16 protein-coding genes and 2 pseudogenes are annotated in these 12,658 nt (G+C 35.9%); 15 read left to right on the top strand and 3 right to left on the bottom strand.

Going from position 1 to position 12,658, the window contains the following annotated elements; genetic code table 11:
• Position 1: 1 nt before the first annotated feature.
• Positions 2 to 739 carry a response regulator transcription factor gene (locus ACT17O_RS08810; protein WP_101800372.1) on the top strand — a complete coding sequence of 246 codons (738 nt, stop codon included), beginning with the start codon at positions 2 to 4 and terminating at the stop codon, positions 737 to 739.
• 13 nt (positions 740 to 752) lie between these two features.
• Positions 753 to 2,093: a sensor histidine kinase gene (locus ACT17O_RS08805; protein ID WP_095726453.1), complete on the top strand. Its 1,341-nt coding sequence runs from the start codon at positions 753 to 755 to the stop codon at positions 2,091 to 2,093.
• 42 nt (positions 2,094 to 2,135) lie between these two features.
• Here ACT17O_RS08805 and blpC read toward each other — a convergent pair whose 3' ends face one another.
• From blpC to blpA, 3 genes are read right to left on the bottom strand one after another with little or no spacing between them, the layout of a single operon-like run.
• Positions 2,136 to 2,291 carry a quorum-sensing system pheromone BlpC gene (blpC, locus tag ACT17O_RS08800; RefSeq protein ID WP_000360258.1) on the bottom strand — a complete coding sequence of 52 codons (156 nt, stop codon included), beginning with the start codon at positions 2,289 to 2,291 and terminating at the stop codon, positions 2,136 to 2,138.
• Between the two features lie 56 nt (positions 2,292 to 2,347).
• Positions 2,348 to 3,709: a peptide export ABC transport accessory protein BlpB gene (blpB, locus tag ACT17O_RS08795; RefSeq protein WP_095726454.1), complete on the bottom strand. Its 1,362-nt coding sequence runs from the start codon at positions 3,707 to 3,709 to the stop codon at positions 2,348 to 2,350.
• Between the two features lie 10 nt (positions 3,710 to 3,719).
• Positions 3,720 to 5,873, bottom strand: coding sequence for a peptide cleavage/export ABC transporter BlpA (blpA, locus tag ACT17O_RS08790; protein WP_095726455.1), 2,154 nt, complete (start codon positions 5,871 to 5,873; stop codon positions 3,720 to 3,722).
• Positions 5,874 to 6,157: 284 nt separating this feature from the next.
• On the opposite strand from blpA, the gene ACT17O_RS08785 reads away from it, so the two are divergent.
• The 13 genes and pseudogenes from ACT17O_RS08785 (at position 6,158) to blpZ (ending at position 12,634) form a co-directional block, all read left to right on the top strand.
• On the top strand, positions 6,158 to 6,385 hold the full coding sequence (locus tag ACT17O_RS08785) for a bacteriocin class II family protein (RefSeq protein ID WP_070800393.1): 228 nt from the start codon (positions 6,158 to 6,160) through the stop codon (positions 6,383 to 6,385).
• A 14-nt stretch (positions 6,386 to 6,399) separates the two neighbouring features.
• Positions 6,400 to 6,720, top strand: a complete 321-nt coding sequence (locus ACT17O_RS08780) for a role in replication (RefSeq protein WP_095726456.1) — start codon at positions 6,400 to 6,402, stop codon at positions 6,718 to 6,720.
• 29 nt (positions 6,721 to 6,749) lie between these two features.
• Positions 6,750 to 7,154 (top strand): annotated as a pseudogene (locus tag ACT17O_RS08775) (immunity protein).
• A 579-nt stretch (positions 7,155 to 7,733) separates the two neighbouring features.
• The gene (locus ACT17O_RS08770) at positions 7,734 to 8,756 is read left to right on the top strand and encodes a thioredoxin domain-containing protein (RefSeq protein ID WP_444817428.1); all 1,023 of its coding nucleotides are present in this window, start codon (positions 7,734 to 7,736) and stop codon (positions 8,754 to 8,756) included.
• A 250-nt stretch (positions 8,757 to 9,006) separates the two neighbouring features.
• Positions 9,007 to 9,261 carry a two-peptide bacteriocin subunit BlpM gene (gene blpM, locus ACT17O_RS08765; RefSeq protein ID WP_000379951.1) on the top strand — a complete coding sequence of 85 codons (255 nt, stop codon included), beginning with the start codon at positions 9,007 to 9,009 and terminating at the stop codon, positions 9,259 to 9,261.
• 15 nt (positions 9,262 to 9,276) lie between these two features.
• Positions 9,277 to 9,480 carry a Blp family class II bacteriocin gene (locus ACT17O_RS08760; RefSeq protein ID WP_001099737.1) on the top strand — a complete coding sequence of 68 codons (204 nt, stop codon included), beginning with the start codon at positions 9,277 to 9,279 and terminating at the stop codon, positions 9,478 to 9,480.
• A 243-nt stretch (positions 9,481 to 9,723) separates the two neighbouring features.
• Positions 9,724 to 9,801 carry a bacteriocin class II family protein gene (locus ACT17O_RS08755; RefSeq protein ID WP_158085807.1) on the top strand — a complete coding sequence of 26 codons (78 nt, stop codon included), beginning with the start codon at positions 9,724 to 9,726 and terminating at the stop codon, positions 9,799 to 9,801.
• A 48-nt stretch (positions 9,802 to 9,849) separates the two neighbouring features.
• Complete coding sequence (locus ACT17O_RS08750; protein ID WP_376738641.1) at positions 9,850 to 9,972, top strand: hypothetical protein; 123 nt, start codon at positions 9,850 to 9,852, stop codon at positions 9,970 to 9,972.
• A 15-nt stretch (positions 9,973 to 9,987) separates the two neighbouring features.
• On the top strand, positions 9,988 to 10,197 hold the full coding sequence (locus tag ACT17O_RS08745) for a Blp family class II bacteriocin (protein WP_049537864.1): 210 nt from the start codon (positions 9,988 to 9,990) through the stop codon (positions 10,195 to 10,197).
• Positions 10,198 to 10,773: 576 nt separating this feature from the next.
• Positions 10,774 to 11,036, top strand: a pseudogene (locus tag ACT17O_RS08740) (lysostaphin resistance A-like protein); the annotation flags it as partial.
• Between the two features lie 352 nt (positions 11,037 to 11,388).
• Positions 11,389 to 11,622 (top strand): ComC/BlpC family leader-containing pheromone/bacteriocin, encoded by a 234-nt coding sequence (locus tag ACT17O_RS08735; RefSeq protein ID WP_070800397.1) that lies wholly within the window; start codon positions 11,389 to 11,391, stop codon positions 11,620 to 11,622.
• A gap of 31 nt (positions 11,623 to 11,653) precedes the next feature.
• Positions 11,654 to 12,343, top strand: a complete 690-nt coding sequence (locus tag ACT17O_RS08730; protein WP_070800398.1) for a CPBP family intramembrane glutamic endopeptidase — start codon at positions 11,654 to 11,656, stop codon at positions 12,341 to 12,343.
• Between the two features lie 42 nt (positions 12,344 to 12,385).
• On the top strand, positions 12,386 to 12,634 hold the full coding sequence (gene blpZ / locus ACT17O_RS08725) for an immunity protein BlpZ (protein ID WP_061454541.1): 249 nt from the start codon (positions 12,386 to 12,388) through the stop codon (positions 12,632 to 12,634).
• Positions 12,635 to 12,658 lie beyond the last annotated feature (24 nt).

Here is a 12,658-nt window from a genome sequence, read left to right as displayed (position 1 = left end):
GATGAGAATATTTGTTTTAGAAGATGATTTTTCCCAACAAGCTAGGATTGAAACGGTGATTGAGAAACTCTTGAAGGAACATCATATCACTCCGAGTTCTTTTGAAGTTTTTGGCAAGCCAGACCAACTGCTAGCAGAGGTGCATGAGAAGGGAGCACATCAGCTTTTCTTTTTGGACATTGAGATTCGAAATGAGGAGATGAAAGGCCTAGAAGTGGCAAGAAAGATTCGGGATCGAGATCCTTATGCCCTGATTGTCTTTGTGACGACTCACTCGGAGTTTATGCCCCTGTCCTTTCGCTACCAGGTATCAGCTTTGGACTACATTGATAAGGCCTTGTCGGCAGAGGAGTTTGAGTCTCGTATCGAGACAGCTCTTCTCTATGCCGATAGTCAAGACAGCAAAAGCCTGGCGGAAGATTGCTTTTACTTTAAATCAAAATTTGCTCAATTCCAGTATCCTTTTAAAGAGGTTTACTATCTCGAAACGTCCCCAAGACCCCATCGTGTTATTCTCTATACCAAGACGGATAGGCTGGAATTTACGGCGAGTCTAGAGGAGGTTCTCAAGCAGGAGCCTCGTCTCTTGCAGTGTCATCGTTCTTTTCTCATCAATCCAGCCAATGTAGTGCATTTGGATAAGAAAGAAAAACTGCTTTTCTTTGCCAATGGTGGAAGTTGTCTAATCGCGCGTTATAAGGTTAGGGAAGTGTCTGAGGCTATCAATAATTTGCATTGAGCTAGGAGAATTTATGAATATTACTTGGATATTATTGTATACACTTATTACTAATGGGCTAGAAATTGTCATTTTCTTTAAGGTAGATGGAATTGGTCTCACTTTCGAGAGGATTTTTAAGGCCTTTCTTCTGAAATTTCTCCTAGGGGCCATTTTTGCGACTTTTAAATTTTTAGCTGTGAGTGAATATTTGTCATATTTTATAGAACCTTTGTTTGGCATAGGGTTATCTTTCTTATTGTTAAGAGGGCTTCCTAAAAAACTTCTTTTCTTTTATGGTCTCTTTCCAATGATATTGGTGAATCTCTTTTATAGAGGAGTCTCCTATTTTGTGCTTCCATTTTTGGGACAAGGGCAAGTATATGATGGCTACTCACTTACTGGGTTATGTATAATAATTTTCAATTTCTTCATTTCTCTAGTCTTTTTGAAATGGTTGGACTATGATTTTACTAGTTTGAGAAGGGAGATTCTAGATAAAGGTTTTCAAAAGTCCCTGACTAAAATTAACTGGATAATGGGAACCTACTATCTAGTTATGGAAACTCTGTCTTTCTTTGAATATGAACAAAGCATTCAATCAAAGACTGTTCGCCATCTGATCCTAGTGTTTTACATGCTCTTTTTTATGGGGGTTATCAAGAAGCTGGATACCTATTTGAAGGAAAAACTTCAGGAGAAACTGAACCAAGAGCAGGCCCTGCGCTATAGAGATATGGAACGCTATAGTCGGCATATAGAGGAGCTTTATAAGGAAGTTCGGAGCTTTCGTCATGATTATGCCAACCTCTTGACCAGCTTAAGCCTAGGCATTGAAGAGGAGGATATGGAGCAGATAAAAGAGATCTACGACTCCGTCTTGAAGGATTCTAGTGAAAAATTGCAGGACAACAAATATGACCTGGGCCGATTGGTGAATATTCGGGACCGTGCCCTCAAAAGTCTCCTCGCAGGAAAATTTATAAAAGCCAGAGAAAAGGATATTGTCTTTAATGTCGAGGTTCCTGAGGAGATTCAAGTTGAGGGGATGAGCCTACTTGATTTTCTAACCATTGTGTCTATCCTTTGTGACAATGCTATTGAAGCTAGTGCAGAGGCTAGTCAACCTTATGTCTCAATCGCCTTTTTAAAAAGTGGAGCGAAGGAAAACTTTATCATTGAAAACTCCATCAAAGAAGAGGGCATAGATGTTTCTGAAATCTTCTCTTTTGGAGTTAGTTCTAAAGGGGAGGAGAGAGGAGTTGGTCTTTATACCGTTATGAAGATAGTGGAAAGTTATCCCAATGCTAGTCTCAATACTATCTGTCAAAATCAAGTCTTTCGTCAGATACTTACTATGATGCATACAGAATGATGAAAATAAGACCGAGAGTTCTTGTATCTCGATCTTATTTTTTTATAGTTGTATTGGCTGATGAAGTCCTTGTGTGATGTTATGAGAATATCTATTAACGCTATATAAGAAATTTTCCCACCATCCTCCACCTGTAATCTGGTTGAGTTCAGTAGTTGTTAGTTCTTGAAATGAAGTTAGGTTTTGATTCTTATCCATGTTACGATTCTCCTGTTTTATAAGATAATAAATAGTTATAGAGTGTTATCTGAAAATTAATCAGAATGTGTTAAAATTTTATCTTTGAAATAATCAAAATATGTTTTCTTTGCAGTTACACTAGTGACGCGACCTTGTAAGCCGTATTGGATGAGTTTACTGTCCTCATTAGATAGTTTTGCAAGAGCGGTTAGTTTAAAGAGATTTCCTTGTTCTGTTCTGGTAGGAGTTTGATCAATGCTCTGAAGTTGGCCAATGATGGTAATACCGTGATTTCCAATCTTCTCAAGTTTTAATCTTACAGTTTGTCCTTTATCTAGTAAGGGGAGATAGTCAGATGATACGTAGTAAGTGATTAGTACTTCTCTTGTATCTGTGATGACAGGGAATATTTGAGCAATTTCTGTACCAGTCGGAATTCTATTTTTACCTTCAAATTCGCTGTTCAGATGAATGATACCTTTACTTGGAGCGGTTAAGGTATTATTTTCTAAGCGCTGTGTCGCTTGATCTAGTTGTACTTTTAATTCTGTTAATTGATTTTCCACGGTTAGTTGTTGCTGAGAAGCAGTCTGTAAAAATTGAGTGCGGAGTACTTCAATTTTGGTTTCTAAACTATTATCATAAGTTGCTACACTTCCGATACCAGCTTGCTGAATTTTGAGGCTTGCGATAGATGATTCAAGATTTGCAATACTTTGATTGATTTGAGATAAAAATGGCTCCTCTGCAGTTCCCTGTGTTTGTCCTTGTGAGGCTACAAGATAACGATTCAAAATTGACTGGTGTGGATTGCCAGTCGGTAAGCGTGCTCTTTTGTTTATGATAGCATCTCTCAGCTCTTCATATTCTCCAATTTGTTGTTGAATTTTTGTAATTTCTTGTTCGATAGCTGATGAACTGCTATTAGCAAGATTGGCTTGATTTGAAACTTCAGTGTTAGTCTTTGAGATACCCAGCTCAATATCATGAGCTTGTTTAGTAAAATTCATAAAGGTATTATAGTAGCCAAACTCATCCTCACCAGAAAAAAGATCGGTATTTTTTTCTAAGCTTTGTTTCAAAATTCCAAGTCCTTCTTTTTGCTTCTCAAGTCTTTGTAACTGAGTTTCTAAGGCAGTTTTCTGACTTTCTTCCATTGTTTCAGAGTATTTGATGAGTAAGTCACCTTTTTCAACTACTTGATTTGCCACTAAATGATTAGCTAAGATAGTATTATCACTGGTTGACTGAATGGATGCAATGACACTTGTAGGAGTGACTTCTCCTTGCGATGTAACAGTAATCTCTTTTGTAGCAACAAGGGAGAAAATCACGATGAAAGTAAACAGTAATGAAAGTGGTATGATCAATACTGTCGCATAATTATGGTAACGTCTCTGATAAAACTCGACGCTTCTAAAAAGATTAGGATTCATAACATTCTCCTTATTTGTTGAATAGATGATGGTAGAAGCCTTGCGCCTGTATTAACTCTTGATGACTACCAACTTCAATGATTTTCCCTTGGTCAAGAACAATGACACGGTTAGTCCGTTCGGCTATACTTAGACGATGGGCTACAAAGAGAATGGTTTTATCAGTTAGGGACATAAGATTATCTATAACCTTTTTCTCAGTCAAAACATCGAGAGCACTAGTAGCTTCATCTAGTATTAAAACAGGAGATTTAGTTAAAAGAGCACGAGCGAGGGCGATTCGTTGCTTCTGTCCTCCTGACAGACCTGCTCCATCAGAAAGTTGAGTTTGATAGCCCATAGGCATTCTTTCAATATCTTGACGGATTTCAGCTAATTCGCAAGCTTTTAGAATATCTTCTTGGCTAATCATATTATTACCACCCAAGGTTAAGTTTTCCAAGATAGAGCCATTAAAGATATAGGCTTGTTGGGGCAGGTAATTAATATGACGGCGCAAGACTTTTTTATCAATATTTTTAATATCCTGATGATTGATGGAAATATGTCCTTTGTAAGGTTCAAAGAAATTGACAATCATTTTGGCTAAAGTTGTTTTACCAGAACCACTAACTCCAACCAGGCTGACCTTATCTCCTTGTTTAATCGTTAGATTAATATCCGTTAAGGTATCTCGCCCAAAACCATACTTATAAGAAAGGTCATCAAATTCAATATCGCCCATCAAAAAATGTGAATGAACAGAGTTTTCTTGAACTTGAAATTCAGATTCGACTAAATAGACCTCGTTCAAGCGGTTATTAGCAACCTTCGCAGATTGGAGTTTGGTTTGGAGGTTGATAATATTTTCCATAGGAGTTGTAAAGTAAGAAAGAAGTGTATTAAAGGTAATCAGCTGACCGATAGAAATTTTACTCGACATGACTAATTGAGCACCAAACCATAGGATAAAGATATTAAGAACTAACTTTGTTCCTTGCTTTAAATTAGTTTGTAAAATAGAATATTTAGTAAGTTTAAAGGATTTTTCCAAATAATCTACAAATTCGCTGTCTATATTTTGATAGCGATTTTCTTCACTCGTGAGCGACTTTATAGTTTCAATCCCGTTGATATCTTCGATAATAGCAGAGCTAACCATAGAATTACTTTGCATGACATCATGGTTCATTTTTTCGAAAGGCTTCATAAAAGAAAAGATGATGAACATGTATATAGGAATGGAAATAAGAGAAAGAAGGAAGAGATTAGGGTTTTGTGCCAGTAAGACGCCCCCTACAAGAATCAGAATAGAAACATCCAGAAAAAGAGAAAGAATGGTAGAAGCCAAGGCATCTATAATAGAGTTAGCATCTGTGAACCGTGAAATGATTTCTCCTGTACGACGTGTCGCAAAGAAAGACATAGGAAGTTCAAAAATATGGCGAATATAGGATAAAATCACATCAATACTTAATCTCTGACTCAGAACAGTTAGGAGATAATCTCTGGAGAAGCTCATGGCTTGTTGGAGGATATAGGTGATAATTAGACCAATTGAGATAATTCCTAAAGTTGATTTCATCTGATTTGGGATGTATTCATCTAAGATTCCTTGGAGATAATAAGAACCACCGATATTGATAATAGTGACTAATAAGCTTGAGAGAACAATGTAAGCAATGAGAGATTTTTGTTTGAAAATCAGAGGGAGGAAGCTCAGTAGACCATTCTTTTTATCTTTATGGGGTTGATAGCTGGGTTTGGGAGCTAGAAAAATAGCTACTCCAGTCCATTCAGAGAAAAAGCGTTCTTTTGACATTTTTGTGATTTTTACAGAAGGGTCAGGATCACCAATAATCAGATAGTCTTTCTTTGTTTGATAGACAACATAGTAATGTTGGAGTTTCCCTTCTTTGTTAACGTGAACGATAAATGGATAGGGGACATCACTCATGTCAAAGAGCGTTTTATCTGCTTGAACAGGCCTTGTTTCAAATCCCATTTCATTTGCGGCTTTTACAATGCCAAGAGCAGTCGTCCCTTCTTTGTTGGTCTTTGCAAGTTCTCTCAAGTGAGCTAGAGAAAAATCTGAACCATAGAATTTAGCAATCGAGGCTAAGGCAGCGACACCACAGTCTCTAGCATCTATTTGAGGAACAAATGTATGTTTATAAGAAGTCATTGGCAAATCCTTTCATATAAAATATGAATTTATTATACCATGATACTAAGTTCATATTTTATAAAATCTTGAATTGTCATTGAAACTTCCTGAATGGTAAAAAAGTGATTAGAAACTATCTTTCTTTAAAAATCTATAGGTGTATTTTGAAATAAAAAGCTAATTCAAGACGTTTCGATGACAATTCAAGATTTGGATGAAAAACTTTAACAAACAATGATATACTAAACTTGTCAAAGTTGCAACAGGACAAAAAATTAAAAATAAAAAAAGGAGTATTTGTCATGAATACAAAAATGATGGAACAATTTGAGATTATGGATACTGATATGCTTGCGAAAGTTGAAGGAGGTTTCGGAGGTTGGGGAGATATGCTTTCTGGTTTATTGGGTGGACTAGCACCGTCTCCAACTTTGGATCAATTAAATGGTAAGTGGCCTATTAGACATCCTTCGAAACCATGTAGTCCTTATGGTATAGGGGGAACTCCAAACTCATGTAATGGTATTTAAAAAGGATTGAAGCTATGAAGGCAAAATATGGGAATCAAATTGTTGATGTTTGGGAAATTGGTCAAGCAACTCCTAAACCAAGTTGGGTAGAGGAAGCTTTTCAAAAAAATTATATGGTTTGGTTGGATAATCATGTGCGCATTCTTATGGCGGCTCTTAATACTTCTCTCACAACTAATATCAAGTTTGGTCTGGTTGGAACAGTTGGAGGAGGATTCGCTGGTTATGGTATATATGTTCTTGGTTACCCAGGTGATTATCTAGATATCACCAATCATAGAGTTGTTTCTGCTAAAACATTTCACAAAAGTTATCAAATTTTAGAAAATGATTAGATATCATTTAATTGTAATGGAGTTTAGGTATGGAAAAAATATTTGCTAAAAAACGCAACGTATTTCTAACGAGATTGTTTCTAGGTCAGTTGCCTTTGCTAATCTCTACTTATCTATTTCTCTCTCGTCAATTTTTAAATTTTTCCTTAGTCTACCAATTTATTTTAGTGGTTATCAACTTGACTTCTATTTTGGCTGTTGTTTATCTCACTAGGTAAATGAGAGTGAAAAAATTTGAAGATGATGGTTTGATAAGTCCTAGAGCCAATCAACTAATGTTCGTAGGATTGACATGTTTTATGACTATTATCTGTTTGTATAGAGGTATCACAGCAGTAGAATCCTATCAACAACTAATCGCCTATATTGGAGCTATTCTATGCTTTATTATCACGCTTCTGCTCGTTTGGGGGTTGAAGTATTATAAAAAGTAGAGCTTAATGAAGTATAAAGGGGTCAGTTTTTTTGAAATACTTACCCCTTTTATAATGAAGTTTTTGCAATTCAAGATGTTTCGATGACCATTCATGATTTGAGTAATCCAAGGTCAAAATGAGTGCTATACTAGCAGTGTAAAGGTTCTTGCTCAACTAAGATAAATCACACATTTAGGAGGAAATCTTATGAAGAAAAAAATACTTATCATTTTCATCTTGTATCTAATCATGTCCCTCTTTCTTTATCCGCTTAGGGAAAGTATTTGGTATCAGCTATTTTATACCATAGCTTATGTGATTGCAGTTATGATCTATTTTGCTTTAACTAAAAAGAAAGGAGCAAAGAAATGAAAACTTTTCTTGCTAAAAAACGGAACATCTTCCTTTCGTTTGGGGGTTGAAGTATTATAAAAAGTAGAGGTTAATGAAGTATAAAAGGGTAAGTGTTTTCGAAATGCTTACCTTTTTAATGAAGTTTTTGCAATTCAAGATGTTTTGATGACCATTTAAGATTTATATGAATTTGTAATCTTAAATAAGGTAAGATAAAGACAACAAATGTAAAGGAGTATTCTTATGAAGAAACAAAAGATAAAATCGCTATTACTTGTACCACTTGTATTTGCATCTATTACTACAGGTGCTGTATATGCAGAAGAACAGACTACTTCATCTATCCAGGCGAATGATAGTTCTCTTGTGGCACCAGATTTGCCATCGACTAAGGAAAAGGTGGAGAATAAACCTTCTATTGTAACCCCAGAAGAGTATGAGCAGAATGTTGCGGAATTTAAAAAGATAGATATTGAAGCCGTTCGTCAATCTTTTACCGGGGACCAATTGGAACATACTATATATTTTGGTAGAAAAACATGCTCTCATTGTCGTCAATTTTCTCCTGAATTGAAAGAATTTAATAACTTGATTGAAAAGAAGTTAGAGTATTATGATTTGGATGGTAAGGATTTTGATGGGGAAGCGAGAGAGTTTCTATTTAAAAAAGTCGGTATTCCAGGAACACCAACAATTTTGTATTTAAGAAATGGACGTCCGATATCTGGATGGGTTGGTGGGGGAGCGACTGCACAACAGGTTTATGATTATATGTACTCGAGAAACTCACCTAAGCAAACGGAAATAATAGCATCGTCCGAGGAAACAGTAACTGAAAATGTGCATGATGAGAAAACCAGAAATGACAGCATGAGTACTAGTGATAAAGTTGTAAGTGAAAGCAAAGTTATGAGTGATGAAAAAAGAACCGAAATGAAAATATCCAATGATAATCCCAATTCTAATAGTGAAAATAGTGGGAAAGTGGAGAGTATAAACTCAACTTCCAAAGCTAAAACTACTCAATCTGGCGATTTAGCAATGTTAGACAATAAGAATCAATTGGAAACTCTCAAACCTATTTTTGATGCTGCTCAAGAAAATAAAACTCCTTTAACCGATGTTAAGGGAAGCCAATCTATTACTTCGAATGAAAAATTATTACCGAAAACAGGAGAGGAAGAAAGTTACCAACTGATTCGGCTAGCTGTCGCGTTTCTTATGGCTTCTATAATGATTAAAGTGAAACAAAAAATTCATAAATAAAAATAGATGGTAAACAGGTGCAATGATATTATTTGTTTGTAATAACATATGGCTAGAATTTGCCTATAGACAAGAGTGAAAGGGCAAGCATGTTTTTAATGCTTGCTTTTTAAATTTTTTAACAATTCAAGACGTTTCGATGGCAATTCAAGATTTGGATGAAAAAAATTAATAAACGATGATATACTAAACTTGTCAAAGTTGCAACAAGACAAAAATTAAAATTAAGATTAAAATGGAGGTATTCGTTATGGATACAAAAATGATAGGACAATTTCATGAAATGGATATAACTATGTTATCCAGTATTGAAGGAGGCAAGAATAATTGGCAAACTAATGTCTTAGAAGGTGGTGGTGCAGCTTTTGGTGGCTGGGGCTTAGGAACAGCCATTTGTGCTGCGAGTGGTGTTGGAGCGCCATTTATGGGAGCATGTGGATACATAGGAGCTAAATTTGGTGTGGCTCTTTGGGCAGGAGTAACAGGTGCAACGGGTGGATTTTGATAAAAGGAGATTTGTATGAATACTTATTATAATGTAGATGAAACAATGCTAAGTGAGATTTATGGAGGTAATTCCGGAGGAGCGGCTGTAGTTGCTGCTTTAGGTTGTGCAGCGGGTGGAGTGAAATATGGGAAGTTTCTAGGACCATGGGGCGCTGCAATAGGAGGAATTGGAGGAGCATTGATTTGTGGATATTTAGCCTATAGTGCTACATCATAAAAATGGAAGATATATTTTATGAAAGCTGTATTCTATATAATTCTCTTCGCTTTCCAAACATATCTTATTTATCTATCTATAAGTACCTCTGATAAAAAACAAAAGACTATTGAATTAACATCATTGAATTGTTTTGTCATATTATTTCTAATCTATGATAAATTATTTTTTCTCTTCATTGCCTATGTTTTTTTGATAATTTTTATATTAAACTTGTTCCGTAACTGAAAAGTTATATACGATATGAATACAAAAATGATGGAACAATTTAAGATTATGGATACTGATATGCTGGCTAGCATTGAGGGAGGAACTGATTGAGGAACAGTAGGAAAAGGAACTGTCTATGGAGCAGGTATCGGAGTTGCTATGTGTACGGTAGGAGGGCTCCTTACTAGTGGTTCAGCATGGACTATGACTGCTGGCTGTGCTTGGGCTGGAGCTAAACTTGGTGGTGCTTTTACTGCAATTGCTGATAATATTTGGCCATAGAAGGGAGTAGAAATTATGTTTGATTACAAAATAGTAGACAATCAAGAATTAAGTAATATTTCTGGAGGTGGATTGGGAGGAGATGTAGTTGTAGGAGCCTTGTCGGGTGCATTTCAGGCAGGACAATCTTGTATCGCTGGAGGCCCTCAAGCTTACTTGATTTGCGCAACAGGGGGCGCTATAGTAGGTGGCATTATAGCTTTTGGATTGAGACCCCCAAAATAGTTTTAAAAAGGAATGGGTGTTGATATGTTAAATGAAACTATAATTCAGCTTATACTCATTGCAATTTGTTGTGTGTACATTATTTTTAACACCAAGGCTGATAAAAACCCAAAGAGAGGATATCGTACAGCTTTGTACCTTTTCGTTATGGCTGGTATTATATCCTATATTATGAATTATCTGAACTGGTTAGATTTTTTCTTACTGATAACTCCGATAATGTGTCTATTTAAATTTGAAGATAAATGGAGTTAGCAACATTTGACACTTCAATAGGTTATTAACTATCCTTTGGCTCATTGTCAACTGTAGTGAGTTGAAGAAAAGCTAAGATCGAGAAAGGACGAATTTCGTCCTTTCTTTTTTGAGTAAGACGGGCATGTCGTGTATTTGATGTGTAAGTCCTCCGTGTGCACCCGCTACCGATGAATTCAATAGCGATTCTCAAGCCTGACTATCGTGAGGTAGCGGGGAGAAGAAGGCATAGCGAAATCGTGGCTTAAAGAACAGGAATGTTATAGTAAGACACGTTTAGAGGATAAAGTGGCTTCACACTCTAAAGCACAAATAGGTATACTGATGGAAGAGTTAATCTATAGAGGATTACTTCAACACGCCTTTTTTAAACATTCGCGATTTGGCCTTGATTTGCACTTCCTCATTTTTCAAGCCTACCTAGTTTGTTAGATATTTCCGTCTTTGCAACATTTGGAATCATCCTTGCCGGTTTGACCCGCTATACCAAGAGCATTTATCCATCTTATGCGGTGCATGTTATCAATAATATTGTCGCGACATCACCATTTTTGCTGACTTTTTTACACAGGATATTTAGCTAAAAATAGTGGAGTAAAAATAATTATCGATTTTAAGAAGAGACTGGGACAAAAGTCTAATATTAAATATAAAAAGCGAACAAAATCAGTTATCTAACACTCAGAATTCTGTCTTGTTCGCTTTTTTGTCTAATCTATCGATTTTAAAAATTTATAATATAGAATTCCTAAAATCAAAATCTTTTTGTCCCAGTCTCTTCTTATTAGTTGATTGGGAAGATTGTGCTCTTTGAGTAATTCAAGATGTTTCGATGACAATTCAAGATTTGGATGAAAAAAATTAATAAACGATGATATACTAAACTTGTCAAAGTTGCAACAAGACAAAAATTAAAAATAAAAAGGAGTATTTGGCATGGATACAAGAATGATGGAACAATTTGAAATTATGGATACTGAGATACTTGATCATATAGAGGGTGGAGATGTATCTGATATTTATAGAGGGTATGCTTATCAGGGAAGTCCATTTGGTTCTTACCCTTCTATATTAAAAAATTCAGGTCCTTTTCCAGTAAGTGGGTCCTGCCCTCGTGGTTATCGTGACCTTGGTTATATAGGAGCAGGTTTTCATTTATGTGGAATATAGGCTAAAATATAAGAAATGAGGAAGAATTTCTATGAAAAAGTATCAGCTTCTATTCAAAACAAGTGCAATTTTATCCTACCTATTTTTCGTATTTGGCCTTTCTCAGCTAACGCTCATCGTTCAAAATTATTGGCAATTTTCTTCTCAGATAGGCAATTTATTCTGGATTCAAAATATCTTGAGTTTACTTTTTATTGGAGTCATGATTGTGGTTCTTGTTAAGACAGGCCATGGTTATCTCTTTCGCATTCCAAGAAAAAAATGGTTTTGGTATTCGATTTTGACAGTATTAGTGGTAGTGTTCCAGATCTCTTTTAACGTTCAGACAGCTAAACATGTTCAGTCAACTGCGGAAGGTTGGGCTGTATTGATTGGTTATAGTGGGACTAACTTTGCAGAGCTAGGTATTTATATAGCCCTGTTCTTTCTGGTTCCACTGATGGAAGAGTTAATCTATAGAGGATTACTGCAACACGCTTTCTTTAAGCATTCGCGATTTGGTCTTGATTTGCTTCTTCCTTCTATTTTATTTGCTCTCCCTCATTTTTCAAGCCTACCTAGTCTGTTAGATATCTTCGTCTTTGCAACAGTTGGAATCATCTTTGCTGGTTTGACCCGCTATACCAAGAGCATTTATCCATCCTATGCGGTGCATGTTATCAATAATATCGTAGCGACATTACCATTTTTGCTCACTTTTCTACATAGGGTCTTGGGGTGAAAAAACCAAAAGGTTTACTTTTCAGCCATAGAGGAGTTCATCATGTATAAACACTTATTTTTTCTAGATTCAAAAACTTTAGACTGGTTGACACCTTATATTCTAGTCTTGGCTTCTGATACCATTGCCTTTAATGTTTTTGTGTTAACCTTTGTATCTGCGGCGGTCTTTTCTTCCCTGAATCCCATGTTAGCTTTTATGGCTATATTCTTAGGAGCTGGTTATGTTATCGGATTTTGGTTACTAAAATGGTTTGTTTTGGAAAGACTAGAGCTAAAGGATGACTTGTAGGAAAGTTTGTTTGTTGAGGAGGAT

This window comes from Streptococcus sp. HJ1 (genome assembly GCF_052399005.1).
Lineage (GTDB): Bacteria > Bacillota > Bacilli > Lactobacillales > Streptococcaceae > Streptococcus.
This window is presented reverse-complemented; position numbering and strand designations above follow the sequence as displayed.

Coding starts and splice junctions, on each gene's coding strand:
- ACT17O_RS08745 (WP_049537864.1), top strand. CDS start 9,988: ATGTTTGATTACAAAATAGTAGACAATCAAGAATTAAGTAATATTTCT.
- blpC (WP_000360258.1), bottom strand. CDS start 2,291: ATGGATAAGAATCAAAACCTAACTTCATTTCAAGAACTAACAACTACT.
- ACT17O_RS08780 (WP_095726456.1), top strand. CDS start 6,400: ATGAAGGCAAAATATGGGAATCAAATTGTTGATGTTTGGGAAATTGGT.
- blpB (WP_095726454.1), bottom strand. CDS start 3,709: ATGAATCCTAATCTTTTTAGAAGCGTCGAGTTTTATCAGAGACGTTAC.
- blpM (WP_000379951.1), top strand. CDS start 9,007: ATGGATACAAAAATGATAGGACAATTTCATGAAATGGATATAACTATG.
- blpA (WP_095726455.1), bottom strand. CDS start 5,873: ATGACTTCTTATAAACATACATTTGTTCCTCAAATAGATGCTAGAGAC.
- ACT17O_RS08735 (WP_070800397.1), top strand. CDS start 11,389: ATGGATACAAGAATGATGGAACAATTTGAAATTATGGATACTGAGATA.
- ACT17O_RS08810 (WP_101800372.1), top strand. CDS start 2: ATGAGAATATTTGTTTTAGAAGATGATTTTTCCCAACAAGCTAGGATT.
- ACT17O_RS08760 (WP_001099737.1), top strand. CDS start 9,277: ATGAATACTTATTATAATGTAGATGAAACAATGCTAAGTGAGATTTAT.
- blpZ (WP_061454541.1), top strand. CDS start 12,386: ATGTATAAACACTTATTTTTTCTAGATTCAAAAACTTTAGACTGGTTG.
- ACT17O_RS08750 (WP_376738641.1), top strand. CDS start 9,850: ATGTGTACGGTAGGAGGGCTCCTTACTAGTGGTTCAGCATGGACTATG.
- ACT17O_RS08755 (WP_158085807.1), top strand. CDS start 9,724: ATGAATACAAAAATGATGGAACAATTTAAGATTATGGATACTGATATG.
- ACT17O_RS08805 (WP_095726453.1), top strand. CDS start 753: ATGAATATTACTTGGATATTATTGTATACACTTATTACTAATGGGCTA.
- ACT17O_RS08785 (WP_070800393.1), top strand. CDS start 6,158: ATGAATACAAAAATGATGGAACAATTTGAGATTATGGATACTGATATG.
- ACT17O_RS08770 (WP_444817428.1), top strand. CDS start 7,734: ATGAAGAAACAAAAGATAAAATCGCTATTACTTGTACCACTTGTATTT.
- ACT17O_RS08730 (WP_070800398.1), top strand. CDS start 11,654: ATGAAAAAGTATCAGCTTCTATTCAAAACAAGTGCAATTTTATCCTAC.